A 24,235-nucleotide genomic window follows, 5' to 3' on the forward strand; every position below is an offset into this window, starting at 1 on the left:
TTTTCGTTGGCGGGTGCAGAGGTTTGACGCAAGGTGGTCTTATGGATTGGTTTGAAGAATTGTTTGGCTTTGCCGAAGTGAGTGCCGAGGTGGTGCGCGAAACAATGCGTGTTGACGGCGCATGGATTGAAAGTTGCGCCAACGGGCGGTGGTTTCATTCCGGGCGGCTCAGACATGATACATTGGGCGAGATGCGACGAAGAAGGGTGAGCGGTCGCAAAGGGCGGCTGCGGTTGAGCGAAGTGGTGGGCGATGTGCGTGCCCTGCATGGTGATCCGGCCAATGCGGGGGCGGTTTTTCAGGTGGCGTCGCAATTCAACCTGCTGGAAATGATTTCTCCCGACGTGACGCCGGAACAGGGCGTCACCCGCTATAAGAGCGACCGGACGCAGGGCCCGGCCTGTGCCATGGCCTGTGCGGCGGGGACGGTGTATCGCAATCACCTTCTGGAGTTGGGGGGCGCACAAGGCCAGAGTGCGACGCGGCAATTAGATGGGCTTGACGCGCTGGGGGAGGCGCTTGGCAACGAAGATGGGCGGCTTTGGGAGATGCGCAATGGCTATGCACTGGCCACTTCGGAGGGGCTGGCCAAGGTGGCACAGTGGATTGATGCGGGCAAGGGGGCGATGCTGCGTGATCTGATCCGGGTCGGGGTGCAGGAAGAGACCGAGGTGACGCTGCGTGGGGCGCACCATCGGGTGACGCAGGTCTATTGCTCTGCGATGCCGGTCGCCTATAGCGCGCAGAGTGTCGAGGCGTGGGAGCCGTTTGCGCGGCTGGCGCTGGAGGCGGGGTATGAGGCGACGATGCTGGCGGCGCTGGGCGCTGAGGGGCCGGTTTACCTGACATTGCTGGGCGGTGGGGCATTTGGCAACCGGAGCGAATGGATTCTGGAGGCGTTGGAGCGGGCGTTGGAGATGTTTGGCGCGTATGATCTTGATGTGCGGATTGTGAGCTATGGCAGGGCAAGGTCTGAGCTGAAACCGCTTTTGGCGCGGTTTGAATAGAGCATTTTGCAGTCGGTTTCAGGCGTGATTTGAATGCTATGGGTGCTACACAAACAGGCCGGATTTGAGGGGCGCTTTCCCCAAGGCTTTTGGTCTTTCCCCCGAGGTATTATAGGTCAGAGGAAGACTTTAGAGGCTCTTGAGGGCGTTTGTGACGGCGGCGGTGAGGTGCTCTGTCGGCTCGACGCCGAATGACAGGCGCAGAAAACCGGGGGTGACCTGATCCCCCCATCGGGCGCGCCGATCACCCGAGGAATGCAGGCCGCCGAAGCTGGTGGTGGCGGCGAAACCGGCGTGGAGGAGAAAGCGGTCGGCGGTTTGGGCATCGGCAAAGGTGACGCCGATGAGGAACCCCTGATCGGTGGCTTGGGCGTGAGGCGCGGGATAGAGGATGTCGCGCGTGGCGGGGGAGGCTTGCAGCAAGGGAAGAATGGCCCGGGCGTTGGCGCACATGCGGGCGAGGCGCACTTCGAGGGTTTCCAGTCCGCGGATCAGCAGCCAGGCTTCTTGCGGGCCGGGGTTGAGGCCCATCAGGGTGCGTACCGACAGCACGCGTTCCATCAGGCGCGCATCGCGAGAGGCGACATGCCCCATCAGCAGGTCAGAATGGCCACCCATCGCCTTGGTATCGGACACGATCACCGCATCAGCGCCGAGTTCGAGAGGGTTTTGCAAAAGCGGAGTGCAGACCGTGTTGTCGACCACCAGTCTGGCGCCCGCGTCGCGGCAGGACTCGGCCAGAACCGCGATGTCGATCACCGTGAGGCCGGGGTTGGAGGGGGTTTCGATGATCACCATGTCGAAGGCATCAAGCAGGGCGTGTTCAATCTGGGCCGCCGGGCAGGTGTCGCAGGACACGCCGAAGGGTTCCAGAATGTCGCTCAGCAGGTTGCGCGCGGCATAATATCCATCGGATAGGGCGAGCACGCGGTCGCCCTGTTTCAGCGCCGCCATGAGAAGCCCGGCATAGGCCCCCATGCCGGAGGGGAAGCTGAGGCAGGGCGCGCCTTCGAGCGCGGCGAGGCGGGTTTCCAGAGCTTCGAGAGTGGGCGAGTTGCTGCGGCCGTAGATGCGCGCGGGGTCGGGCTGATCGGGCAGGGAGAAGACCGAACTCATCACCAGCGGATCGGGCACGGGATCGCCGGGTGCGAGTGCCGCGGAGCGGGTGTGCAACATGTCATAGAAACGGGCGATGGGATCTGTTGTCATCTCGTGACCTTGTGGTTGCCAGATCTGACTATGAGCAAAATGGCGCAGCGTCACAAGTCTTGGCGCGTTGACCGGCGGCAGGGGCGCGGGGCAGGTTGACGGCGTAAGCAAATCCAGGGAGCACGACATGGCGCATATCGGTTTTACGGGCGAAGAGTTCAACGCATTTCGCAATGTCCCACGAGAGGGGCCGATACATATGCTGAACCTTGTGGCGTTGCATGAGAAAGCGGAATATCCCGACGGACGCGAGGCGACGGGGGCAGAGGCCTATGCCGCTTATGGGCGCGAGACGGCGCATATCCTGGAGCGGTTGGGCGGGAGGATCGTCTGGCGCGGCAAGATGGAAGCGATGTTGATCGGGCCTCAGGACGGCGAGAATTGGGATGTTTGCTTTATTGCAGAATACCCATCTGTCGAGGCATTTGTGAGCATGATCAAGGACGCCGAATATCGTGAGGCGATGGTGCACCGCCAGGCGGCGGTGAAGGATTCCCGTCTCATCCGGATGGAACCGAAGGGTGGGGGCGAGAATTTTGGCGGCTGACCAGCGTGTGCGCCCTTAGCGCACGCGCACCGGCAGAGACGCATAGCCGCGAAAGCGGGCCAACGGCACCATTGAGCTTGGGCCATTGGCTGCAAGCCGAGGAAAGCGCTGTACGAACTTGCCAATTGCGATGCGGCCTTCGATCCGCGCCAGCGTGGCGCCGAGACAGACATGGATGCCGGTAATGAAAGCGATGTGACGGTTGGGTTTGCGTGTGATGTCGACCTGGTCGGGATCGGGAAACACCGCCGGATCGCGATTGGCGCCCGCAATCGAAGTGTGGATATAGGTGCCGGCGGGCAGGCGTTCACCTCCGGCGAGTTCGATCTCTTTGGCGGCGGTGCGATTGCCGATCTGAAGCGGGGATTGGACACGCAGGAACTCTTCCACCGCTGTGTCGATCAGTGTGGGCTCATCGCGCAGCAGGCGGTGCTGATCCGGCGCGTCCAGAAGCGTGCCGAGGGAATTGCCGACCAGGCTTGTGGTGGTTTCATGTCCGGCGTTGAGCAGGAAAATGCAATTCTGGATCAGCTCTTCCTGAGTCAGCCGACGGCCATCATATTCGCCAAAGATCAGTGCCTCGAGCACTTCGCCCTGATGTGCGCCTTCGGGGTTGGCGCGGCGATGGTCGATCAGATCGTTGAGGATCGCGGAGAATTCGGTAACGGCCGCGTTGCCCGCGTCCATCCGATCCTGTGGCACAACCGGATCAAGCGCGCCGAGAATGGCGAGCGAGAAATCGCGTAGCTTGGGGCGCAGGCTTTCCGGGATGCCCAGCATGAAGGAGATGATCTCGGTCGGGAGTACTTTGGCGAAGTGTTCGATCAGATCAAGCTCACCCATATCCTCGACCCGGTCGAGCAGCCTGTCGACGATCGTGTCGATCAGTGGCTCGAACTCGGCCAGCTTGCGCGGGGTAAAGGCGCCGGAAATCAGCTTGCGCACCACGCTATGATAGGGCGGGTCGTTGAAGATTAGAGAGGTTGTGTGATGGGTGTGGAGCGGGCATTTGCCGAATTTGCGGCTGAATTCCTCGGTCTTGTCAGAGAGCATGTCGCGCGACTGGTAGACCTTGAGGCAGTCGGCATGGCGGGTCAGGAAGACCGAGCCGTCGGGATTGCGGTGCACCGGGTCTTCGGCGCGTAGGCGGTGTAATGTGGGATAGGGATCGGCGATAAATTCGGGGCCGATGCCCATCAAATCGAAATCAAGGATATTGCCGTCCATTTGCGCCTCCCGGAACCATAGCTCCAAAATATAGTAAGAAGACTTACGATTAAGCGCAAGTGACGTGTCAGCTTCGCAAGCCGGTTTCCTTCAGAAGCCCGAGCCGTTTGGCTTCGTAGTAATATCCGCGCGCATACCACATCACCGCCTCGTCGATATTGCCTCCCGAGACCAGCCAAGCGCCGCGCAGGTATTTGCCGGCAAATTGCAGGTTCACGTTGGGATCGAGAAGATCGGAGGGTTTGCCGCGAAAGCCCATGGAACGTGCGGTTTGTGGCAGGATTTGCAGGAGGCCATAGTAGGGACCGTTACGCGCCCAGGGACGGTGGGTGCTTTCGCGCACGGCTTGGCGATGCACCAGCTTGCGCGGGATTTCGTAGTGATCGGCCCATTTGTTGATCAGGGCGCGCAATTCGGGTGTTTCATTGGGATAGAGCGGCGGATTGAAGCGGTTGGGCGCAGGAGCGGTGGCGCGGGTGGAGCCGCAGCTTGCCAAGGGCAGGACACAGAGCGTGAGAAAGAAGTTTCTTCTGGTCGTGATGCACATGGGGCCGTCCCTGATGGTTTCTGCCACTGATGTGCCCCAGGTTGTCGCCTCGGGTAAAGGGGGGTGACGAGGCGCGCGCGGGAAGTTGCGCATCCGCAAATGATCTGAGCAGGACGCCGAAATCTCACGAAAAGCGTTTGCAGGCGTGCGCATGCGATTGTTTCTGTTTCGTAGACCGAAGAAGGCTTCTCTGCTAGCGTTTTAGAAAACAATAACATGAGGCTTGAAATGGCATTACCTGAGAGTCCGATTTCGCATCTGGTTTCTTTGGCCAAACAGGAGAGTTGTGAGGCATTCAAGGAGCAGATGGAGCAATCCATGCTGTTTCCCAAACAAGTCCAGAACAGGAGATACTGCATTCGCCGGGCAATCCGCAATGATCTGTCCGACGGGCTTTTCATCGAATTGGGCGTGGCTGGCGGGGCCGGGTGCCGCCTGTTTGGAAATGCGTTGTCACATGTTGGAAAGACAGTTTCAGGCTTTGACAGTTTCGAAGGGCTCGAGGAGGACTGGACAGGCAAGGAAACCGGACGTGCCGCCGGGGCCTTCACTCAAGGGGGCGAATTACCGGGGGTTCCGGACAACGTAACCTTGATCAAGGGAATGGTGCAGGACACGCTGCCGGCCTATCTCAAGGAAACGGGGAAGGCGCCGTTTTCCTTTGTTCATATGGACATGGACACCTATACGCCGACCCGTTTCGCGCTGGACGCTATTCGGCCCCGGCTGACCAAGGGCAGCATCATCCTGTTTGATGAGCTTTACGGTTATCCGGGCTGGCGGCATCATGAATACAAGGCGCTGAGCGAAACACTTGATCCTGAAAGCTATCAGTTCATTTCATTTTCGTTTGAAAGCGTTGCGATCGAGATGCTGAGAAAGCCGAAGTGACCATGCAAGAAAGGCCGCACCCTAAGGTGCGACCTTTCAATTTGTCACGAAAGCGTTGAAGCTCAGGCTTCGTCGTCTTCGGCGGGTGCCTCGTCTTCGATTTCGACACCGGCGGCTTCGGCCAGATCATCATCATCCGACGCGGCAGCGCCGAGATCGTCAAACAGCTCGGCAATCTCGAAATCGGCGGCGGCTTCTTCTTCCGCAGCCAATTCCTGGATCGATTTGCCCGACGCTTGCAGTTCGGCTTCTTCAACCGAGCGCGCGACGTTCAGTATGATGGTCACATCGACTTCCGGGTGCAACAGCACATGAACGTCGTGCAGGCCGAGATCCTTGATCGGACGGGCGAGAACCACCTGTTTGCGGTCGACCGAGAAGCCCTCTTCCGAGGCGGCATCGGCGGCGTCACGGGTGGTGACTGAACCGTAAAGCGCGCCGGCATCGGAGGCCGACCGAATCACGACGAACTGCTGGCCATCAAGTTTGGCAGCCAGGGATTCGGCTTCTGCCTTGGTTTCGAGGTTGCGCGCTTCAAGTTGGGCCTTCTGGCCTTCAAAGCTTGCTACATTGGCCTCGGAGGCGGTCAGCGCCTTGCCTTGGGGCAGGAGGAAGTTGCGGGCGTATCCGGCTTTGACATCGACGACGTCGCCCATCTGGCCAAGCTTGGCCACGCGTTCAAGTAGGATAACTTGCATGTTCTGTGCTCCTTACTTCACGGCGTAGGGCAGAAGGGCGAGGAAGCGGGCGCGTTTGATGGCGCGGGCAAGTTCCCGTTGCTTCTTGGCCGATACGGCGGTGATACGGGACGGCACGATCTTGCCACGCTCGGAAATGTAGCGTTGCAGCAGTTTCGTGTCCTTATAGTCGATCTTCGGCGCATTATCACCCGAGAACGGGCAGACCTTGCGGCGGCGGAAAAACGGTTTTGCAGCCATGGTTTATTGTCCTTTCTTCGAGGGGATCAGCGGCGTTCGCGACGGGTGTCGCGTTCGTCACGTTTCTGCATCTGAACCGAGGGGCCTTCGACGTGCTCGTCGACCTTGATGGTCAAGACGCGCATCACATCATCATGCAGACGCATCAGGCGTTCCATTTCCTGTACAGCCGCCGCCGGTGCGTCGGAGCGCAGGAAGGCATAGTGGCCCTTGCGGTTCTTGTTGATCTTGTAGGCCATCGTTTTGACGCCCCAATACTCATGGTCAACCAGCTTGCCGCCGTTGTCCGCGAGGACGGTGCCAAAATGTTCGATCAATCCCTCGGCCTGGGTGTTGGAAAGATCCTGGCGCGAGATGAATACATGCTCATAAAGCGGCATGTGCATTCCCTTCATTTAAGGCGCATTTCATAGGAGGGGCCCTGAGATCTTTCGCGGCTCCTCCACGAGAGACTGCGCGGTTTGCATAGTTGCGAAAGATTGCGGGGCAATACGATGCTTTGGCCCGGGGCGCAAGCACCGTGACGAATTTGGGCGAAAAGGCCGCGTTGTGCGGTGCGAGTGCAGCGATACGTGGCAAGCCGTGTGCCACGTTGCTGCCGCAATTTGTCGGAATTTAATCAAAATTGCACCCAATTGCCGACGCTTTGTAATCGGAGGGTCAATGTAATCAAGGGGTCACTTCAATTGATCCGGTTGCGAGAATAGGAAGGACTAGGACAATGGTTGCCATACCTGATTTCATGGAAGTTTCCGACGGTAATAGCCATGCCATCGAAGGTCATGCCACCAGCGGCGCTCTGTCTGGTTTTCTGGGTGCGGTTCTTTGCGTGGTGGCCCTTGGCTTGTGGCTGGTGCCAGGAGCGAATTTCGATCCGGCGCTGATGCTGATCAAGCTGGGTCTTTCGATTTTCTGCATGATTGGCGGTTCCATGTGTCTGGTAGCGGCGCGCCGCGATACACACCCAGAGGTCGAGCTTGATGCCCGCCGCAGCATCCTGCGTATCCTGGAGAGAAATGCCCGTGGCCGCGTCGAAAGTGCTATGGAAGTGTCTTATGACGATCTGAGCGAAGTGGATTTTCGCGATGGCATGCTGATTGCCCGCGACCATCACGGGCGCACGGTTGTCGAGATGCCGGTAGAAAACGCAGGCGATCTTGATGAGATCCGCGCCGCACTTGGTCCGGCGTTTAGCCGCGCCGCCTGATTTTACTGCCCTGCAAAGGGCACCCATTTCCAAGGCCAAAACGCCGACCTTTTTTTGAAGGTCGGCGTTTTGTCATTTACGGACAGAGGCGGCGGGCGGGCAAGCTCTGGCTTGGCGTTGCACTGGCGCGCGTGGCGCGCTATCCCGGCGCAGGGACAATAAACGGGAGAGCCAGATGAGCCGTGCATTCGTATTTCCGGGGCAGGGGGCACAAACCATCGGGATGGGACAGGCTTTGGCACAGGCGTATCCCGCAGCCAAAGCGGTGTTTGACGAGGTTGACGAAGCGTTGGGCGAAAAGCTCTCGACCCTGATCTGGGAGGGAGAGCAGGACACGCTGACCCTGACGCAGAATGCACAACCGGCGTTGATGGCCGCATCGCTGGCGGCGATGCGCGCACTTGAGGCCGAAGGCGTAACCATGGAACAGGCGAGTTTTGTCGCCGGGCATTCACTGGGCGAATACTCCGCGCTGGCGGCGGCTGGTGCATTGTCGATCAGCGATACCGCGCGCTTGTTGCGCACGCGTGGCGAGGCGATGCAAAAGGCCGTGCCCGTTGGCGTGGGCGCGATGGCCGCACTTTTGGGGCTTGATTTCGAAGCAGTCCGTGCGGTGGCTGAAGAAGCGGCACAGGGTGAGGTCTGCCAAGCGGCGAATGATAACGATCCGGGGCAGGTCGTGGTCTCGGGCCACAAGGCGGCGGTTGAGCGCGCCGTGGATCTGGCCAAGGAGAGGGGCGCCAAACGGGCCGTTCTTTTGCCTGTGTCAGCGCCTTTTCACTGTGCGCTGATGCAGCCTGCGGCGGATGTCATGCAAGAGGCGCTGGCGGCGGTGGAGATCAAGGCACCCGCTGTGCCGTTGATTGCCAACGTGAGTGCGGCGCCGGTCAGCGACCCAGACGAGATTCGCGCGCTTCTGGTCGCGCAGGTCACGGGATCGGTGCGGTGGCGTGAGAGCGTGATGGCAATGGCCGCAGCCGGAGTGAACGAGATCTGGGAAATTGGCGCAGGCAAGGCGTTGTCCGGTATGGTGCGGCGGATTGATCGCGCGATCACCTGTCGCGCGATTGGTGGCCCCGACGATGTAAAAGCGGCGATTGATGCGTTGAACGGGTAATCTCGGGAATGAATTTTCACGAAAATTCGGCTCTCGAACGAAGGGATGGAAAGTATGTTTGATCTGACGGGTAAATGCGCATTGGTGACAGGGGCATCGGGCGGCATTGGTGGCGCGATTGCGCGAGTGTTGCATGGTGCCGGGGCAACAGTGGGGTTGTCGGGCACCCGGGTGGAGCCTCTGGAGGCACTGGCGGCCGAGTTGGGCGCGCGCGCGCATGTGTTGGCGTGCAATTTGTCGGATGCCGAAGCGGTCGACGCGTTGCCCAAACAGGCGATCGCGGCGATGGGGTCGGTTGATATTCTGGTCAACAATGCGGGAATCACCCGCGACCAGATTTTCATGCGCATGTCGGATGACGAATGGCAAAGCGTTCTGGATGTGAATTTGACATCGACCATGCGGCTTTGTCGGGGCGTGATGCGCCCGATGATGAAGGCGCGTTGGGGGCGGATCGTGAATATTTCGTCAATCGTGGGAACCACGGGCAATCCGGGACAGGCCAATTACGCGGCCTCCAAGGCCGGGATGGTGGGGCTTACGAAATCCATCGCCTATGAGGTCGCCAGCCGAGGGATCACCGCCAATGCCGTGGCGCCGGGTTTTATTGCCACGGCCATGACCGACAAGTTGACGGATGATCAGAAAACCAAGATCAACGCGCAGATTCCGGCTGCCCGTATGGGCACCGCCGAAGAGATTGCGGCTGCCGTGCTCTATTTGGCCAGCCCTGAGGCAGGTTATGTCACCGGGGCGACGTTGCATGTGAATGGTGGCATGGCAATGATCTGAGCAATTGTCGCAGTGGCGCGCGAAAGCGTTTGCCTCGGTCGCGCCATATGCTATAGGCGGCAAAGATTCACTAATTGCCTGTATCAAATGGGCCGTGATGTCCCGCAATGACGCGGGGGGAGAGCGCCTCGTAAGAGGCAAGACCTCAGACCCCGAGGGGCGAGGGCAGGAACTGGGCCGAATGGTCCGAAGACATGAGGATTGTATCATGAGCGACGTCTCAGACCGCGTGAAGAAAATCGTTGTGGAGCACCTGGGTGTGGATGAAGGCAAGGTTGTCGAGAACGCTTCGTTCATTGATGATCTTGGCGCAGACAGCCTGGATACTGTTGAATTGGTTATGGCTTTCGAAGAAGAGTTCGGCATCGAGATTCCCGATGATGCGGCCGAGACCATTCAGACCTTTGGCGATGCTGTGAAGTTCATCTCCGAAGCGACCTGATCGCGACACAGTGATCCAGATTTGAAACGGCCTCTGCCCATTGGGCGGGGCCGTTTTCTTTTGCCCGAAGGTCGGATGGCGGGCTGATTCGTGCGCAAGGCGCAAATGGCATCCGTGATGTCGATTCGAGAATTGCCCGCCTTTGGTGTAGTATTAGGGTTTCGGTGTGTGGGCGGACGTGCCGCCCATCGCAGCCAAGGGAGCGCTGTCATGATTATCTATCCGACAATGGAATTGCAGAATGGGAAATGTGTCACCCTTCATCGGGGGCGTATGGAGGAGCCTGCGATCTATCACGTCGATCCGATAGAGACGGTGCAGAGCTGGGCTGCGGCCGGGGCCGAATGGATTCACGTCACCGATTTTGACGCCGTGGCGGGTACCGGAGACAACGCGGCACTGATCGAAGAGATCATCCGCGTGGTTCCGGCCTCCGTTCAACTGGCGGGCGGCTTTGGATCGCATGAGGCCGTGCAGCAGTGGATTGACCGGGGTGCGGGGCGCATCGTGCTGGGAACCTTGCCTGCGCGTGATCCGGACACATTCAAGTTGCTTGCGCGCGACTATCCCGATCAGATCGTTCTGGCGCTGGATATCTGGCAGGGGCAACTGATGACCGATGGCTGGAAGACGCCGGCGGCGATATCGCCGCAAGCGTTTCTGGAAAGCTATGGCGATGATCCGCTGGCGGCGGTTCTGATTACCGATATCGACAGTGACATTGACGAGGTCGATGCCCACCTGAGCGTGATCACCGGTTTGGCCGCGCAGACCCGTCATCCGGTGATTGCCAGTGGCACCGTGCGAGGGCCAGACGACATTGCGCGGCTGAAATATGTGCCCAACATTGCGGGCGCGTTGGTGGGGCGCGCGCTATTTGCCAAATCGGTTGATTTGGCTGAGGCGCTAAAAATCGCTCAACCGACGCCAGACCGGGTGGCAGACTTTCTCTGACAGCTGGTTTGACACCGCCCTGTGAAGCCCCTTTCTCTTGCCCCAGTGATCCAAGGCGCGTAAACAGCGCTGAAACATTGTCGTAGGTAAAGGGGCATTCTCATATGCGTCGAGTGGTTGTCACAGGGCTTGGAATGGTTACACCTTTGGCCGATGGGGTCGAAGAAAGCTGGAAGCGGCTGTTGGCCGGGCAATCCGGTGCAGGGCCGATAACCCAGTTCAATCCTGAGCGACTGATCACGAAATACGCTTGCGAAGTCAAACATGGCGATGGCAGTGACGGCACATTCAACGGCGACGCCTATGTCGAGCCGAAGGAACGCCGCAAGATCGACGATTTCATCCTCTATGGTATCGCCGCAGCCGATCAGGCGGTGAAAGATGCCGGTTGGATGCCGGAGGACGAGGAAAGCCGTCTGCGCACTGGCGTGATGATAGGGTCGGGCATTGGCGGGCTGAAATCCATCGAAGCGACCACTTTGTTGATGGCCGAAAAAGGCCCGCGCCGGGTGTCGCCATTTTTTATTCCCGGCGCTCTGATCAATCTGATTTCCGGGCAAGTCGGTATTCGCTTTGGCTTCAAGGGGCCAAACCATGCGGTGGTGACCGCCTGTTCCACCGGGGCGCATGCCATTGGTGATGCAACGCGGCTGATCAAATATGGTGATGCCGACGTGATGGTCGCGGGGGGCGCCGAGGCGGCGATCTGTGAAATCGGCATGGCCGGGTTCAATGCTTGCAAGGCGCTCTCGACCAAGCGTGAGGACGATCCAAAGGCGGCGAGCCGCCCCTATGACGCTGACCGTGATGGTTTTGTGATGGGGGAGGGTGCCGGTGTTGTCGTGTTGGAAGAATATGAACACGCCAAGGCGCGCGGCGCGAAGATATATGCCGAAGTGGCGGGCTATGGCCTGTCCGGCGATGCCTATCATATCACCGCACCCAGCGAAGATGGCGATGGCGGTTTTCGCTCGATGCAAGCCGCGCTTAAGGATGCCGGACTAGAACCCGATGCGGTTGATTACATCAATGCGCATGGTACCTCGACCATGGCGGATGTGATCGAATTGGCAGCGGTGGAACGGTTGTTGGGTGATGCGGCAAGCAAGGCAACGATGAGTTCGACCAAGTCGATGACCGGGCACCTCTTGGGGGCGGCGGGGGCGATCGAGGCTATTTTCTCGATCCTGGCCATTCGCGATCAGGTGGTTCCGCCGACGATCAACCTCGATACGCCTGTCGTGGAGACACCTCTCGACCTAGCGGCGAATGTCAAAAGCGAACGCGAGGTGAATGTGGCGCTTTCCAACAGCTTCGGCTTTGGCGGCACCAATGCCAGCGTGATTTTCAAGAAGGTCTGACCTGATGTGGCGCCATTTTGCTTCCAACGCGATCACGCTGCTGATCGTGATCGTTTTCCTGCTGGGCGGGATGATCCTGTGGGGGCAATCGCAATATGTCGCCGAGGGGCCGCTGGAGCAGCAGATATGCTTGCGCGTCGATCGCGGCAGCAACGTCACCCGTGTTTCTGAAACCTTGGAACAGGAAGGCGCGATCACATCCGGCACGATTTTCCGGCTTGGAATGGATTATGGCGACAAGACAGGACAGTTGAAAGCTGGTTCATTTCTGGTGCCAGAGCATTCGTCGATGTCGGAAATCGCCGAGATTGTCACCCGCGGCGGGGCCAGTACTTGTGGCACGGAAGTGGTCTATCGTATCGGTGTAACGGCACAGGACGTGCAGGTGCGCACGCTTGATCCGGTCACCAGCCGGTTTGTCGACGTGGCGAAGTTTGACCCGATAGCAGACCCGGTACCAGACGAATTTACCAAGGTGCGCGCGCAGAATGACACACGCTATCGCGTTGCCATCGCCGAGGGTGTAACCAGCTGGCAGATCGTGGATGCGTTGAGCCGGGTCGATGTGCTGGATGGCAAGGTGAGCGAGGTGCCGCCTGAAGGGTCATTGGCGCCAGACAGTTATGAGGTGCGCAAGGGGGATGACCGCGCCAGCCTGCTCAAGAAGATGAGCGAAGCGCAAGAGATACTTCTGGCGGCGGCTTGGGAAGGCCGTGATCGCTCTGTGCCATTGGCCAGCCCTGAAGAGGCTCTTATTCTGGCGTCGATCATCGAGAAGGAAACCGGCGTGGCCGAAGAGCGCGGCAAGGTTGCCAGTGTGTTCGTCAACCGGCTACGGAGCGGCATGCGGCTTCAGACCGACCCGACGGTGATTTATGGCGTCACCAATGGGCAAGGCGTATTGGGTCGCGGGTTGCGCCAGAGCGAGTTGCGCAAGGCGACACCATATAACACCTATGTCATCGAGGGTTTGCCGCCGACGCCGATCGCCAATCCGGGCCGTGCAAGCCTGCAGGCTGCGGTGAACCCGGAAGAGACCGAATATGTGTTCTTTGTCGCCGATGGCAGTGGTGGCCACGCCTTTGCTTCGACGCTGGACGAGCACAATGAAAACGTCAGACGCTGGCGCGAGATCGAAAAGCAGCGCGCCAGCGAATAGCGGCGTCGGGCTGCGGTATATATCCGGCATCAAAGGTATTTGGCAGTATCTAATCGCGCCCAGCTTGCGGGTTGATTCTATGCCTTGAACCATATGCGCGAAATTGCAGACGTCCTTAACGGGTCACCTTGGGTTGCTGCAAACTCCTTGGCGATCGTCGGAATTTCATTAATTTTTCAAGGGTTTGAGCGGAAATTGCAAACCGCAATGCGGCGTTTGCTCGATTCAGGGTACTCGTTGTTCCCAAGCCGCATATCGTGGGGGTTGAGTGATGCTTGCCACGATATATAGTGAAGCCAACGTCTGGTGGATGGCAACGCCTGAAAACCCAAGAGGCAGATCGCGTATGGACGCTAATTTCAGGTCGGAATTTGTCAGGCAGTCTGGCGCGCTCAGGCATTGTCCGGCGCTGGTTTTGAACGCTGATTATCAGCCTCTGTCTTATTTTCCGCTGAGCCTCTGGCCATGGCAGGAGGCGATCAAGGCAGCTTGGCTGGACCGGGTGGATATCGTTGCTGAATACGATCAGGTGGTCCGTTCGCCAAGCACCGAGATCAGGATACCGTCGGTTGTGGTGCTGAAGGACTATGTCAAGATGGGCAAGCGCGTTGCCTTCACGCGCTTCAATCTGTTTCTGAGGGATGAATTTCGCTGCCAGTATTGCGGGTCAAAGGGCGATCTGACGTTCGATCATGTGGTGCCGCGTGCGGCCGGTGGCGTGACCAGTTGGCAAAATGTCGTGGCCGCGTGCAGCCCTTGCAACCTGAAGAAGGGTTCGAAAAGCTTGCGCCAGGCGGGCATGAACCTACGAAAACCTCCTCGTATGCCTGACGCCGAAGCTCTGCGTAATAAGGGCAGGAAGTTTCCGCCCGGCCATTTGCATGCCAGTTGGATGGATTTCCTCTATTGGGACGCTGAACTGGAAGCTTGATCTTGAAGTAGCAATATCAAAGCTTGCCGTCTGGATATGTGACGGCACCGAAAGTGCGATCCTGTGCCTGATTTTCGCAAGCGCCGCGTGCGAGTTTTACAACCCCTGAAGGCCTTTGAGGGTGAGGTTGCTGACGAGCTCTGCATAGTCGCGGCGCGCAGACTCGTCTGCACCGGGATGCCACATGAAATACCAGTTCAACATGCCGAATACGGACATTGTTGTCGCGCGCAGGCGGGCAGGTTGGCCTTCAAATTGCGATGGGGCACACGCCGAAAGAATGTTGGATAAATGTGCCACCATGTCCCGCTGATAGGCGCGCAGTATGCTTTGTTGATCCCCTGGTAGAGCGGATAGGCCAGTGCTTTGAACCCGGTGTTCATCGTCGGCACCCTGGTAGGAAAGAAGGGTCTGCAATACAGTTTCGCGCAAAGTTTCTTCCGGTCGCTGATGATCGAGCGGGATCGCGCAAATTCGATCTCTGAGGGTGCTTAGATAGCTATCGAGAAGGTCGAATAGCAACGCGTGTTTGCTTTCGTAATAGTGGTAGATATTGGCCTTTGAGATACCGCATTCGGCCGCAAGCTGGTTCATGGACGCGCGATCAAATCCTTGTTCAGAAAAGATTTTTGCCGCCGCTTTGAGTATTTGCGCGCGCTTTTCACCATGATCTTTTGCAATCGTGCGGGCCACGGGGTTACCTCTTGTTGCGATTGTCGATGACGCGCACCGCCTTGCCCTCGCTGCGCGCGACCTCGCCGGGATCTCCGACGATGATTTCGGTTGAAACACCGACGATATCCTTGATTCGCTTGGTCAGCATCCGTGCGGCGGCAGTCTTTGATAGCTCGTCGTTTGAACCGAGCGCGGATTCGACATAGACGCGCAGACTGTCCATTCGGCCGGATGTGTAGAGTTCGATCTGGTAATGAGCGGCCAAGCCACCGGTGGCCATGACCTGTTCTTCGATCTGAGAGGGGAAGACATTGACACCGCGCAGGATGATCATGTCGTCAGAGCGCCCAGTGATCTTCTCCATCCGCCGCATCGAACGCGCGGTGCCAGGCAAAAGCCGCGTGAGATCTCGGGTGCGGTACCGGACCATCGGCAAGCCCTGTTTGGTGAGCGTGGTGAAGACCAACTCGCCCATCTCGCCATCGGGGAGAACCTCGCCGGTGACAGGGTCAATGATTTCTGGGTAGAAGTGATCTTCCCAAATGACCGGGCCATCTTTGGTTTCGACGCATTCATTGGCCACGCCTGGCCCCATGATTTCAGAAAGGCCATAGATATCAACCGCATGCATATCGAAGGCTTGCTCAACCTCCTTACGCATCGCATCGGTCCAAGGCTCGGCACCAAAGACGCCGACCGAAAGAGAGGTCTTGCGCGGATCAAGCCCTTGTTTGTGATACTGTTCGAGAATGTTGAGCATATAAGAAGGTGTGACCATGATGCCATCGGGGCGAAAATCTTCGATCAGTCCCACCTGTTTTTCGGTCTGACCGCCGCCCATGGGCACTACTGTGGCGCCCAGGCGCTCAATCCCGTAATGCGCGCCCAAACCGCCGGTAAACAGACCGTAACCATAGGCGTTATGCACCATATCGCCCCGGCGCAGACCGGAGGCGCGCAAGGAGCGAGCGCCAAGATCGGCCCAATTGTCGATATCGGCTTTGGTATAGCCGACGACGGTGGGTTTGCCGGTCGTGCCGGACGACGCATGGATGCGCATGATTTCGGAACGCGGAACGGCAAAAAGGCCAAATGGATAGTTGTCGCGCAGATCATTTTTGTAGGTGAAGGGGAATTTCGCAAGATCTTCAAGGCTTTGCAGGTCGTCCGGATGCACGCCTTTTTCGTCGAAACGTCTTTTGAACATCGCCACGTTGTCATAGGCGTGACGAAGCGACCATTTAAGTCTCTCAAGTTGGAGCGCACGAATTTCGTCGATTGAGGCGATTTCGATTGGATCGAGATCGGATTTCCTGGGCGTTAGATCCTTCATCGCGGTCTCCTCCTAAATTTCTTCGATATATTGGCCTCTGATCGCGCGCGACATGCCGCGAAATTCGGCAATCACGGTGCCGGTCTGGGTTGTCACTTTGACATCATAAATGCCTGAGCGGCCAGTCAGAGACACCTCCCGTGCCTCGGCGCGGAGCCGGTCGCCGATCTTGCCGGGGGCGAGATAGGAAATCAGATTGTGATGGGCCAGGGTGGATTGATTGCGGCTGTTGCAGGCAAAGGCAAAGGCCGTATCCGCCAGCATGTAGGTAATACCGCCGTGGCAGATGCCATGGCCGTTGCAATGGCGTTTCTCGACGGTGAGTTCCATGACGGCAAAGGCTTCGTCGATCTCGGTCAGTTCGATCCCGATGCCCCGGCTGGCATTGTCATTGGCCAGCATCGCAGCACTTGTTCTTTGGGCGCGTTCTTTGGGGGTGAGGTTCATTTACCTGTAAACTCCGGGGTGCGTTTGTCGAGGAATGCGCCGACACCTTCGGCGTAATCGGCGCTTTCGCCACAGGCTTTCATGGCGTCGGCTTCCAATTCGAGGTGGCTTTCAAAATCATTGGTTGCGGCGGCGTGGATTGCGCGTTTGGTTTGCGCATAGCCAAATGTTGGACCGGCGGCAAAACGGGCGGCCAGAGCGCGTGCCTCGTCCATCAGTTGGTCGTCTGGAATGGCCTTCCAGATCAGGCCCCAATCGGCAGCCTTTGCGGCGGGCAGTGGCTCGGCGGTGAGCGCGAGAGCCTTAGCACGGGCTTCGCCCAGAAGGTGGGGCAGGTGCCAGGAAGCGCCGGTATCGGGGATCAGTCCGACTTTTGAGAACGACTGAATGAACTTGGCGCTTTCAGCGGCGAGAACGATGTCGCATGCCAGAGCAACGGATGATCCCGCACCGGCCGCGACGCCATTCACAGCGCAGACCACCGGCATGTCCAGCGACCGGATCAGCCGCACCAGTGGGGCCCAGAAATTGCGCACGGTCGCGCCGAGATCAGGGGGTGTATCGGAGTTACGCGGATCGCGGTCGCCCAAATCCTGCCCGGCACAGAAACCACGGCCCGCACCGGTAAGCAGAACGGCGCGTTTGCCGTCGTTGCGGGCAGATTCCAACGCGGCGCGCAAAGCGTGATGCATGTCTTCGTTAAAGGAGTTGAGCTTGTCAGCACGGTTGAGCGTAATCTCCACCCATTGCCCGTGATCTTTGACCAGAACTGTGTCGCCCATTATGTCTCCTCCCTAAGCGTCCCGTCAGAATATCTTGCATAAACCGAACGGTTGGTCAATAAAAGAGATCAGAACGAGATTGGGGAGGGAAAGCCATGTCAGTGCAGCAAGTTGGAAGTTACGCAGCGGGAGAATGGTTGGCGCCAGGTGGCGGAGCCAGACCGATTGCCAGCGCAATCACCGGAAAGGTGATTGCCGAGGCGGGCAACGATGCGCTCAATGCTTCGGGGATGCTGGAGTTTGCGCGCGGGCAGGGCGGCCCGGCCTTGCGGGCGATGACGTTCCATCAGCGCGCAAAGATGCTGAAGGCGCTGGCGCTCTATCTCAATGAACGCAAGCAAGCGCTTTATGACATATCGTTTGAGACCGGCGCGACGCAATCGGACCATATGATTGACATAGACGGTGGGATTGGAACGCTCTTTGTTTTTGCCTCGAAGGGGCGGCGCGAGATGCCTGACTCCCAAGTCTATCTGGATGGCGGTTTGGAGCAGTTGGGGCGGACCGGCGCATTCATGGGCCAGCATGTCTGCACACCTCTGCAAGGGGTTGCGGTGCATATCAACGCCTACAACTTCCCTGTCTGGGGGATGCTGGAAAAGCTGGCGCCGAGCATTTTGGCTGGTGTTCCAGCGATTGTGAAACCGGCGACAGCCACGTGTTATGTTACCGAACTTTGCGTAAGGATGTTGCTGGAAAGCGGAATTTTGCCCGTGGGCTCTTTGCAGTTCGTGGCGGGCGGACTTGGCGACATGTTGGACAGGTTGGGTGCGCAGGATGTGGTCGCGTTTACCGGATCGGCGGATACCGCGCTCAAGCTGCGCTCGAACCCCGTAATCTTGTCCAATTCGGTGCGTTTCGCAGCGGAGCAGGACAGTCTGAACAGTTCGATCCTGGGGCCGGACGTGGGGCCTGGAACGGAGGAGTTTGATCTGTTCGTCAAGGAAGTTGCGCGTGAGATGACCGCCAAGGCGGGTCAGAAATGCACAGCGATCCGGCGGATCATTGCGCCCGAGGCATTGGTGCAGCCCGTCATTGAGGCAGTGTCAGAGCGCCTTGCGAAAGTGGTGATCGGTGATCCGCGCAACGAAGCGACCCGAATGGGGGCGTTGGTGTCGGAAAGCCAGAGGCGAGACGTTTTGGAAAAAGTCGCGTTAATCGGGGCCGAGGCGGAGCGGGTCTTTGGCTCGGACGATCTGCCCATGGGCGGCAAGGGCGGCTTCATGGTGCCGATGCTGTTTCATTGCGCCGATCCGGACGCGGCCAAGCGGGTGCATGATACCGAAGCCTTCGGGCCGGTTTCGACCGTGATGGGCTATCGCGATCTGGATCATGCCGTGACGCTCGCCAATCGCGGCGGGGGCAGTCTTGTTACTTCGCTGATCACGCGCGATGGCGATGTGGCGCGTCAGGTGGTGCTGGGTGCGGGGGCCTGGCACGGGCGGATCTATGTCAACAATGCCGATTCCATGAAGGAAAGCACCGGCCACGGATCACCAATGCCGCATATGGTGCATGGCGGTCCGGGGCGTGCTGGCGGCGGCGAAGAGCTGGGCGGCGTGCGCGGCGTGATGCATTACATGCAACGCACGGCAGTGCAGGGCAGCCCGGACATTCTGACTGCGGTGGGCGGGAAATGGGTGCCGGGGGCCGCTGAGATCACCGGCCCGGCGCATCCGTTTACCCGCAGGTTTGGCGAATTGTCGATCGGAGAAACGCTTCACACCGCATCGCGGGTCATTTCCCTCGAAGATATCGAACATTTCGCCGAGTTCACCGGCGATACGTTCTATGCCCACATGGATGACGAGGCAGCCAAACGAAACCCGTTCTTCCCTGGACGTGTGGCTCATGGCTATTTGCTTTTGAGTTTTGCGGCGGGGCTGTTTGTCGAGTCGAACGAGGGGCCGGTTCTGGCCAATACCGGCCTTGACAACTTGCGGTTCATGAAGCCGGTGCAAGCCGGTGACAGCATTGCTGTGCGGCTGAGCGTCAAGGCCAAGACCGCGCGCAACGATGAGTATGGCGAAGTGCGCTGGCACGTGACCCTGACCAATCAGGATGGTGACATGGTGGCGGAGTATGAGTTGTTGACCATGAATGCTTTTTGATCGGTAGCGGATAGGCTAGCCGAAAAAATGCGCTCTACACGGGTGGGCACGGTGGTGATAAGGTAGTCGTCATGGATCAGGGAATTCCGGTGACATATCAGACCGTTCTGGACCGCCTGCTGGCCTGTGGGCCAGTCAAGGCGTGGTCGTTGATCGTGACCATCCTGGGCGACCTGGCCGCCGAAGAGGGCGCGCGCGTGCCCGGCCCGGTTTTGACTAGGCTGACCGATCCGATGGGGATCAAGCCCGAAGCATTGCGGGTGGCGATTCATCGGTTGCGACGCGACGGCTGGATCACTTCGGAGCGTGACGGGCGAATGTCGCTTTATGGGCTTACGGCACATGGCCGCAAGTTGACACGATCAGTCTATGCGCGGGTTTACGGACAAGCCGTGAGGGACCCCAAGCAATGGCAGATATTGATCGCTCCCAATGCAGAGGCATTGCAGGGCGTTGATCATCCTGACTTGATATTGATAAGCGCCCGCGTGGCGATTTTGCCGAATGGGGCAACGGAATTGCCGGTGGCTTTGTTTGCCTGGGATGCCAGGCCCGGAGTTGTGCCCGATTGGATGAAATCAGTTCTTGTTCCCGAAGAATTGGACACGGCCTATGCAATGCTGGCCCAAGCGCTGACTCTTGCAAAGGAATTGAGAACGCCTCAATCTGTGTTGGAACAAGCGGTTTTGCGTCTTGTTGCGCTGCACCAATGGCGCCGGTTGGTCTTGCGCCATGGTACGGGGGTCGAGACGTTGATGGGCCCCGAGTGGCACGGCGCATTGTGCCGCACGCGGGTGAGCGATATCCTTGGTTTGCTGGTTCGACCCACCCCTTCAAGTCTGGTTGCAGCGGTGGAGACCTGAAGATCAGGACTGTTCGGAACCACCTTCTGTTTCACGCTGTTCGATGAAGTTGGCGAGGCTGATTTCGAGGTCTTTTTCAAGGTCGCGCGCGCGTGCGAGGTAAGCCTTGTTCTTTGATGTTTCGATTTTTGGATCCCAAAGTTCGGCGAGTTCGAGCATGGACTCGCGATCGCGCGCGTAGAAGGCCTGTTCTGTGGCGGCGGCTTCATATTCCGTAAGCCCCGCATTTTCGAGCACATAGCGACCGGCCCGCAACGAACTGTCAAACATCTCGCGAACGATATCGTTGGCGCCGGCATGAAAAAGCTGAAAAACATGGCCGCGATCACGTGCTCGCGCAATGATGTGCAGATCCGGGCGTTCACGGCGTGCAAATCGAACCAGTCGAACAGCGTCTTCGGGGTTGTCGAGCGCGACGACAAGGACTTGTGCTTCTTTCAACCCGGCAGCGTGCAGAAGGTCAGGGCGGGTCGGATCTCCGAAAAACCCCTTGTAACCAAACTCGCGAAGCAGCGCGATAGCCTTCATGTCGTGATCCAACACGACGGTCTTGAGCCCGCTGGACCTTGCCAGACGATTTACGACCTGTCCAAAGCGACCGATGCCAACGATAATGACAGGGCCTTTTTCGTCGATTGCATCCGGTGCCGCAGCTTCCTCGGATATGGAGGGCGCGAAACGCGACAGGAATTCATAGGCGATGAATAGCAAAGGTGTAGCCAGCATCGACATGGCCACAACGAGCAACAGTTTTTCGCTGAGATTGGGGGGGATAACGCCTTGTTGCAGCGAAAATGAGATCAGCACGAAGCCGAATTCACCCGCTTGTGCCAGAGCCAGTGTGAAGAGCCAGAGATCGCGGTGACGCAGGCCAAAGGCGCGCCCGAGGAGGTAAAGGCCAACGCCTTTGACCACGATCAAGGCAAAGGTCAGGCCGATGATGTTGGCAGGGCGTGACAGGAAGGCGGAAAAATCAATCCCGGCGCCGACCGTGATGAAGAACAATCCGAGAAGCAGGCCCTTGAAGGGTTGTAGATCGCTCTCGAGTTCATGGCGAAATTCGGAGTTGGCCAGAACAACCCCGGCCAGAAACGCGCCAAGCGCGGGTGAAAGCCCGACCAGCGTCATGCCAAATGAAATACCAATCACGATCAGCAGGGCCAATGCGGTATACATTTCGCGCAACCGTGCCGTGTGGATATAGCGAAAGAGCGGCCGTGTGAGGTAGATCCCGGCAAGTATGATCGCCGCGACCATGCCGATGGTGACAAGCGTAACGCCCCAACCCGGCAGGCCTTCGACCAGAGAGGGCCCGTGATGCGCCGCGTCCTCGACCATCAGACGCTTCATCGAGCCGTCAGGGTTCAAGGCAACGGGCGTAGACACGGCGAGAAGCGGTATGAGCGCCAACATCGGGATGACCGCAATATCTTGTGTCAGCAAGACGGAGAAGGACGAGCGCCCGCCCGGTGTTTGCATCAAGCCCTTCTCGGAAAGAGTCTGTAGTACGATAGCAGTTGAGGACAACGTCAGGATCATGCCAACGGCAATGGAGGCGTTTAGATCAAGGCCGAGAGCAATCGCAACAAGAGAAATACCTGCCCAGGTGCCAACCACCTGAATGCCGCCCAGCCCGATCAAACGGTGACGCATATCCCAGAGCGCGTTTGGTTCCAGCTCGAGCCCGATCAGGAACAGCATCATGACAACGCCAAACTCGGCGAAATGCTGCAGATTCTGAGTTTCCGACCCGATGCCGGGGATGAGCCCGATCAGAATGCCCGCTGCGAGATACCCCAGCACCGAACCGAATCCGAGCCGAGCGGAAATCGGCACGGCCACGACGGCCGCTGCAAGGTAGATCGTGGCTTGCAACAGGAAGCTGTCCATGTCCCGCTCTTTCGCGTCATCTTACACTGGCAAAACCGCATCGGCCTTGACCTGGTCCATAACGATCTGGCTATGAACCCGGCTGACAGCCGGATGCGGCAGCAGGACTTCGTGAATCAATCGATTTAGCCCTGCCAAGTCTTTGGTATAGATGCGGAGTAACAGATCTGCATCCCCTGTCAGCGCCCATGCGCTAATAACTTCCGAACGGGTTTCGATCAGGCGGGTGAAGCTGCTGGCTTGATCGGGTGCGTGGGTCGTGAACTGAATCTGGACAAAGGCCTGAACCGCCAATCCTAGTTTAAGCGGATCGAGCCGTGCGTGATACCCTTGGATGATGCCGCCTGCCTCAAGCCGCTGCCGCCGCCGCCCGGCCTGGCTGGCCGAGAGATTGAGTATCTCCCCGAGCTCCTGCGCAGTGAGATGTGCGTTTTTTTGAATTGCAGCGAGAAGCCGCGAATCGGCGTCATCAAGCATATGCGGGTTTCCTGCATGTTTCCGTCAGTCTATGCGGAATTCCCGCGAAAATACAACATTGGATGGCTAAAAACGCGCAAAGACACCCTGCGATGTTATGTATTTTGAAAGCTGAAACAGGACGTGACGCCAAACAGGAGACCGATCTCATGGGCCCATTCCCGCACGATGCCCCCCGCGCAACGATTTCCGACGAAAACCCCGCCGGCACAGACGGCTTTGAATTTGTCGAATTTGCCCACCCTGAACCTGAGAAGCTCCGCGAAGCGTTTACGAAGATGGGGTTCAGCCATGTTGCCAACCACAGGACTCGCGCCGTCGAACTGTGGCAACAGGGCGATATCAGCTATTTGATCAACAGGGAGCCGAACAGCCACGCTGCGGATTTCATTGAAGAACACGGCCCCTGCGCCCCGGCGATGGGTTGGCGGGTGGTGGACGCACAGCATGCCTTTGATCACGCGGTAACGATGGGTGCGAAACCATACGAAGGATCGGGCAAGAGCATGGATGTGCCGACAATCTATGGCATCGGTGACAGCCTGATCTACTTCATCGAGGATTATTTCGATACCTCGGCCTATAACGCCGAGTTCGACTGGATTACCAATTCGCATCCCGAGGGCGTGGGGTTTTATTATCTCGATCATCTGACCCATAATGTATTCAAGGGTAACATGGATAAGTGGTTCAATTTCTATGGCAATCTGTTCAATTTCAAGGAAATCAGGTTTTTCGACATTCAGGGCAAGTTCACCGGGCTGTTCAGCCGTGCATTGACCTCGCCATGTGGCAAGATTCGCATCCCGATCAACGAGGATCGGGGCGAAACCGGGCAAATCGTGGCCTATCTGAAAAAATACAATGGCGAAGGCATTCAGCATATCGCTGTTGGCAGCGAGAATATTTATGACAGCACCGACGAGATCGCATCGCGGGGGCTGACCTTCATGCCGGGCCCGCCAAAGAGCTATTATGATATGTCGTTCGAGCGGGTGAAAGCCCATGAGGAGCCGGTTGACCGGATGATGAAACACGGAATCCTGATCGATGGAGAAGGCGTTCTGGGTGGTGGCGAAACCCGTATATTGCTGCAAATCTTCTCGAAGACCGTGATAGGACCGATCTTTTTCGAATTCATTCAACGCAAGGGGGATGATGGCTTTGGTGAGGGTAACTTCAAGGCGCTCTTCGAGTCGATCGAGCGAGAACAGATCGAAAACGGTGAGATTGAAGCCGCGCAGTAGTGCCCCCTATCATTGAATATTGAAAGCCCCGGCCGGATGAATCTTGGTCGGGGTTCACTTGCGGATTTATGAGGTTTGGGC

The 24,235-nt window shown here is 58.3% G+C and carries 26 protein-coding genes; 14 read left to right on the top strand and 12 right to left on the bottom strand.

The features are described from left to right. Positions 1–41 precede the first annotated feature (41 nt). Positions 42–1,007, top strand: coding sequence for a hypothetical protein (locus LZG00_07060; GenBank protein ID MCF3593756.1), 966 nt, complete (start codon positions 42–44; stop codon positions 1,005–1,007). 129 nt (positions 1,008–1,136) lie between these two features. Here the strand turns inward: LZG00_07060 and LZG00_07065 are convergent, their stop codons facing one another. Then, positions 1,137–2,216: a PLP-dependent transferase gene (locus LZG00_07065; GenBank protein ID MCF3593757.1), complete on the bottom strand. Its 1,080-nt coding sequence runs from the start codon at positions 2,214–2,216 to the stop codon at positions 1,137–1,139. A gap of 127 nt (positions 2,217–2,343) precedes the next feature. Here LZG00_07065 and LZG00_07070 point away from each other — a divergent pair, with 127 nt between their 5' ends. Next, positions 2,344–2,763: a DUF1330 domain-containing protein gene (locus tag LZG00_07070; GenBank protein ID MCF3593758.1), complete on the top strand. Its 420-nt coding sequence runs from the start codon at positions 2,344–2,346 to the stop codon at positions 2,761–2,763. A 15-nt stretch (positions 2,764–2,778) separates the two neighbouring features. Here the strand turns inward: LZG00_07070 and LZG00_07075 are convergent, their stop codons facing one another. Further along, on the bottom strand, positions 2,779–3,990 hold the full coding sequence (locus LZG00_07075) for a cytochrome P450 (GenBank protein MCF3593759.1): 1,212 nt from the start codon (positions 3,988–3,990) through the stop codon (positions 2,779–2,781). Positions 3,991–4,057: 67 nt separating this feature from the next. Then, positions 4,058–4,537 carry a lytic transglycosylase domain-containing protein gene (locus LZG00_07080; protein MCF3593760.1) on the bottom strand — a complete coding sequence of 160 codons (480 nt, stop codon included), beginning with the start codon at positions 4,535–4,537 and terminating at the stop codon, positions 4,058–4,060. Positions 4,538–4,765: 228 nt separating this feature from the next. Here LZG00_07080 and LZG00_07085 point away from each other — a divergent pair, with 228 nt between their 5' ends. Continuing rightward, entirely contained in the window at positions 4,766–5,428 is a 663-nt protein-coding gene (locus LZG00_07085; GenBank protein MCF3593761.1) for a class I SAM-dependent methyltransferase, read from the top strand. A 62-nt stretch (positions 5,429–5,490) separates the two neighbouring features. On the opposite strand, the gene rplI is transcribed toward LZG00_07085, so the two are convergent. Genes rplI through rpsF form a run of 3 tightly spaced genes read right to left on the bottom strand, consistent with a single transcriptional unit; the run spans position 5,491 to position 6,746 of the window. After that, positions 5,491–6,126, bottom strand: a complete 636-nt coding sequence (gene rplI / locus LZG00_07090; protein ID MCF3593762.1) for a 50S ribosomal protein L9 — start codon at positions 6,124–6,126, stop codon at positions 5,491–5,493. A 12-nt stretch (positions 6,127–6,138) separates the two neighbouring features. Further along, positions 6,139–6,366: a 30S ribosomal protein S18 gene (gene rpsR / locus LZG00_07095; protein ID MCF3593763.1), complete on the bottom strand. Its 228-nt coding sequence runs from the start codon at positions 6,364–6,366 to the stop codon at positions 6,139–6,141. Positions 6,367–6,392: 26 nt separating this feature from the next. Next, positions 6,393–6,746 carry a 30S ribosomal protein S6 gene (gene rpsF / locus LZG00_07100; protein ID MCF3593764.1) on the bottom strand — a complete coding sequence of 118 codons (354 nt, stop codon included), beginning with the start codon at positions 6,744–6,746 and terminating at the stop codon, positions 6,393–6,395. A 341-nt stretch (positions 6,747–7,087) separates the two neighbouring features. Between rpsF and LZG00_07105 the strand changes: the two genes are divergently transcribed. The 8 genes from LZG00_07105 to LZG00_07140 all read left to right on the top strand — a co-directional run bounded on the left by LZG00_07105 (position 7,088) and on the right by LZG00_07140 (position 14,329). Further along, on the top strand, positions 7,088–7,573 hold the full coding sequence (locus LZG00_07105; GenBank protein MCF3593765.1) for a hypothetical protein: 486 nt from the start codon (positions 7,088–7,090) through the stop codon (positions 7,571–7,573). A gap of 175 nt (positions 7,574–7,748) precedes the next feature. Beyond that, positions 7,749–8,690: an ACP S-malonyltransferase gene (fabD, locus tag LZG00_07110; GenBank protein MCF3593766.1), complete on the top strand. Its 942-nt coding sequence runs from the start codon at positions 7,749–7,751 to the stop codon at positions 8,688–8,690. A 54-nt stretch (positions 8,691–8,744) separates the two neighbouring features. Further along, the gene (gene fabG, locus LZG00_07115) at positions 8,745–9,482 is read left to right on the top strand and encodes a 3-oxoacyl-[acyl-carrier-protein] reductase (GenBank protein ID MCF3593767.1); all 738 of its coding nucleotides are present in this window, start codon (positions 8,745–8,747) and stop codon (positions 9,480–9,482) included. A 208-nt stretch (positions 9,483–9,690) separates the two neighbouring features. Continuing rightward, positions 9,691–9,924, top strand: a complete 234-nt coding sequence (locus tag LZG00_07120; protein MCF3593768.1) for an acyl carrier protein — start codon at positions 9,691–9,693, stop codon at positions 9,922–9,924. A 210-nt stretch (positions 9,925–10,134) separates the two neighbouring features. Beyond that, entirely contained in the window at positions 10,135–10,878 is a 744-nt protein-coding gene (locus tag LZG00_07125; protein MCF3593769.1) for a 1-(5-phosphoribosyl)-5-[(5-phosphoribosylamino)methylideneamino] imidazole-4-carboxamide isomerase, read from the top strand. Positions 10,879–10,982: 104 nt separating this feature from the next. Then, a complete protein-coding gene (gene fabF / locus LZG00_07130; protein MCF3593770.1) occupies positions 10,983–12,239 on the top strand; it encodes a beta-ketoacyl-ACP synthase II in 1,257 nt (418 codons plus the stop codon). Positions 12,240–12,243: 4 nt separating this feature from the next. Beyond that, positions 12,244–13,398, top strand: coding sequence for an endolytic transglycosylase MltG (gene mltG, locus LZG00_07135; GenBank protein ID MCF3593771.1), 1,155 nt, complete (start codon positions 12,244–12,246; stop codon positions 13,396–13,398). Positions 13,399–13,744: 346 nt separating this feature from the next. Then, entirely contained in the window at positions 13,745–14,329 is a 585-nt protein-coding gene (locus LZG00_07140; GenBank protein MCF3593772.1) for an HNH endonuclease, read from the top strand. A gap of 96 nt (positions 14,330–14,425) precedes the next feature. Here the strand turns inward: LZG00_07140 and LZG00_07145 are convergent, their stop codons facing one another. From LZG00_07145 to paaG, 4 genes are read right to left on the bottom strand one after another with little or no spacing between them, the layout of a single operon-like run. Then, positions 14,426–15,022, bottom strand: a complete 597-nt coding sequence (locus tag LZG00_07145) for a TetR/AcrR family transcriptional regulator (protein ID MCF3593773.1) — start codon at positions 15,020–15,022, stop codon at positions 14,426–14,428. Between the two features lie 4 nt (positions 15,023–15,026). Beyond that, positions 15,027–16,337 (bottom strand): phenylacetate--CoA ligase, encoded by a 1,311-nt coding sequence (gene paaF / locus LZG00_07150; GenBank protein ID MCF3593774.1) that lies wholly within the window; start codon positions 16,335–16,337, stop codon positions 15,027–15,029. Positions 16,338–16,349: 12 nt separating this feature from the next. Beyond that, positions 16,350–16,784 carry a hydroxyphenylacetyl-CoA thioesterase PaaI gene (paaI, locus tag LZG00_07155; GenBank protein MCF3593775.1) on the bottom strand — a complete coding sequence of 145 codons (435 nt, stop codon included), beginning with the start codon at positions 16,782–16,784 and terminating at the stop codon, positions 16,350–16,352. After that, positions 16,781–17,566 carry a 2-(1,2-epoxy-1,2-dihydrophenyl)acetyl-CoA isomerase PaaG gene (gene paaG / locus LZG00_07160; GenBank protein MCF3593776.1) on the bottom strand — a complete coding sequence of 262 codons (786 nt, stop codon included), beginning with the start codon at positions 17,564–17,566 and terminating at the stop codon, positions 16,781–16,783. Before paaG ends, paaI begins: the two co-directional genes overlap by 4 nt. Positions 17,567–17,661: 95 nt before the next feature. Here paaG and paaZ point away from each other — a divergent pair, with 95 nt between their 5' ends. Together paaZ and LZG00_07170 are read left to right on the top strand one after the other, a co-directional pair. Continuing rightward, the gene (gene paaZ, locus LZG00_07165) at positions 17,662–19,677 is read left to right on the top strand and encodes a phenylacetic acid degradation bifunctional protein PaaZ (GenBank protein MCF3593777.1); all 2,016 of its coding nucleotides are present in this window, start codon (positions 17,662–17,664) and stop codon (positions 19,675–19,677) included. 71 nt (positions 19,678–19,748) lie between these two features. Further along, on the top strand, positions 19,749–20,540 hold the full coding sequence (locus tag LZG00_07170; GenBank protein ID MCF3593778.1) for a PaaX family transcriptional regulator: 792 nt from the start codon (positions 19,749–19,751) through the stop codon (positions 20,538–20,540). Between the two features lie 3 nt (positions 20,541–20,543). Here the strand turns inward: LZG00_07170 and LZG00_07175 are convergent, their stop codons facing one another. Next, positions 20,544–22,430, bottom strand: coding sequence for a monovalent cation:proton antiporter-2 (CPA2) family protein (locus LZG00_07175; protein ID MCF3593779.1), 1,887 nt, complete (start codon positions 22,428–22,430; stop codon positions 20,544–20,546). 21 nt (positions 22,431–22,451) lie between these two features. Then, positions 22,452–22,907, bottom strand: a complete 456-nt coding sequence (locus LZG00_07180) for an Lrp/AsnC family transcriptional regulator (protein MCF3593780.1) — start codon at positions 22,905–22,907, stop codon at positions 22,452–22,454. 149 nt (positions 22,908–23,056) lie between these two features. On the opposite strand from LZG00_07180, the gene hppD reads away from it, so the two are divergent. Beyond that, entirely contained in the window at positions 23,057–24,154 is a 1,098-nt protein-coding gene (hppD, locus tag LZG00_07185; protein MCF3593781.1) for a 4-hydroxyphenylpyruvate dioxygenase, read from the top strand. Positions 24,155–24,235: the final 81 nt, after the last annotated feature.

It is taken from the genome of Rhodobacteraceae bacterium LMO-JJ12 (assembly GCA_021555075.1).
Classification (GTDB): Bacteria; Pseudomonadota; Alphaproteobacteria; order Rhodobacterales; family Rhodobacteraceae; genus JAKGBX01.

What these genes read in the sequence shown, in the direction of transcription:
- LZG00_07060 (MCF3593756.1), top strand. Translation starts at nt 42, where the DNA reads ATGGATTGGTTTGAAGAATTGTTTGGCTTTGCCGAAGTGAGTGCCGAG.
- LZG00_07065 (MCF3593757.1), bottom strand. Translation starts at nt 2,216, where the DNA reads ATGACAACAGATCCCATCGCCCGTTTCTATGACATGTTGCACACCCGC.
- LZG00_07070 (MCF3593758.1), top strand. Translation starts at nt 2,344, where the DNA reads ATGGCGCATATCGGTTTTACGGGCGAAGAGTTCAACGCATTTCGCAAT.
- LZG00_07075 (MCF3593759.1), bottom strand. Translation starts at nt 3,990, where the DNA reads ATGGACGGCAATATCCTTGATTTCGATTTGATGGGCATCGGCCCCGAA.
- LZG00_07080 (MCF3593760.1), bottom strand. Translation starts at nt 4,537, where the DNA reads ATGTGCATCACGACCAGAAGAAACTTCTTTCTCACGCTCTGTGTCCTG.
- LZG00_07085 (MCF3593761.1), top strand. Translation starts at nt 4,766, where the DNA reads ATGGCATTACCTGAGAGTCCGATTTCGCATCTGGTTTCTTTGGCCAAA.
- rplI (MCF3593762.1), bottom strand. Translation starts at nt 6,126, where the DNA reads ATGCAAGTTATCCTACTTGAACGCGTGGCCAAGCTTGGCCAGATGGGC.
- rpsR (MCF3593763.1), bottom strand. Translation starts at nt 6,366, where the DNA reads ATGGCTGCAAAACCGTTTTTCCGCCGCCGCAAGGTCTGCCCGTTCTCG.
- rpsF (MCF3593764.1), bottom strand. Translation starts at nt 6,746, where the DNA reads ATGCCGCTTTATGAGCATGTATTCATCTCGCGCCAGGATCTTTCCAAC.
- LZG00_07105 (MCF3593765.1), top strand. Translation starts at nt 7,088, where the DNA reads ATGGTTGCCATACCTGATTTCATGGAAGTTTCCGACGGTAATAGCCAT.
- fabD (MCF3593766.1), top strand. Translation starts at nt 7,749, where the DNA reads ATGAGCCGTGCATTCGTATTTCCGGGGCAGGGGGCACAAACCATCGGG.
- fabG (MCF3593767.1), top strand. Translation starts at nt 8,745, where the DNA reads ATGTTTGATCTGACGGGTAAATGCGCATTGGTGACAGGGGCATCGGGC.
- LZG00_07120 (MCF3593768.1), top strand. Translation starts at nt 9,691, where the DNA reads ATGAGCGACGTCTCAGACCGCGTGAAGAAAATCGTTGTGGAGCACCTG.
- LZG00_07125 (MCF3593769.1), top strand. Translation starts at nt 10,135, where the DNA reads ATGATTATCTATCCGACAATGGAATTGCAGAATGGGAAATGTGTCACC.
- fabF (MCF3593770.1), top strand. Translation starts at nt 10,983, where the DNA reads ATGCGTCGAGTGGTTGTCACAGGGCTTGGAATGGTTACACCTTTGGCC.
- mltG (MCF3593771.1), top strand. Translation starts at nt 12,244, where the DNA reads ATGTGGCGCCATTTTGCTTCCAACGCGATCACGCTGCTGATCGTGATC.
- LZG00_07140 (MCF3593772.1), top strand. Translation starts at nt 13,745, where the DNA reads ATGGACGCTAATTTCAGGTCGGAATTTGTCAGGCAGTCTGGCGCGCTC.
- paaF (MCF3593774.1), bottom strand. Translation starts at nt 16,337, where the DNA reads ATGAAGGATCTAACGCCCAGGAAATCCGATCTCGATCCAATCGAAATC.
- paaI (MCF3593775.1), bottom strand. Translation starts at nt 16,784, where the DNA reads ATGAACCTCACCCCCAAAGAACGCGCCCAAAGAACAAGTGCTGCGATG.
- paaG (MCF3593776.1), bottom strand. Translation starts at nt 17,566, where the DNA reads ATGGGCGACACAGTTCTGGTCAAAGATCACGGGCAATGGGTGGAGATT.
- paaZ (MCF3593777.1), top strand. Translation starts at nt 17,662, where the DNA reads ATGTCAGTGCAGCAAGTTGGAAGTTACGCAGCGGGAGAATGGTTGGCG.
- LZG00_07170 (MCF3593778.1), top strand. Translation starts at nt 19,749, where the DNA reads ATGGATCAGGGAATTCCGGTGACATATCAGACCGTTCTGGACCGCCTG.
- LZG00_07175 (MCF3593779.1), bottom strand. Translation starts at nt 22,430, where the DNA reads ATGGACAGCTTCCTGTTGCAAGCCACGATCTACCTTGCAGCGGCCGTC.
- LZG00_07180 (MCF3593780.1), bottom strand. Translation starts at nt 22,907, where the DNA reads ATGCTTGATGACGCCGATTCGCGGCTTCTCGCTGCAATTCAAAAAAAC.
- hppD (MCF3593781.1), top strand. Translation starts at nt 23,057, where the DNA reads ATGGGCCCATTCCCGCACGATGCCCCCCGCGCAACGATTTCCGACGAA.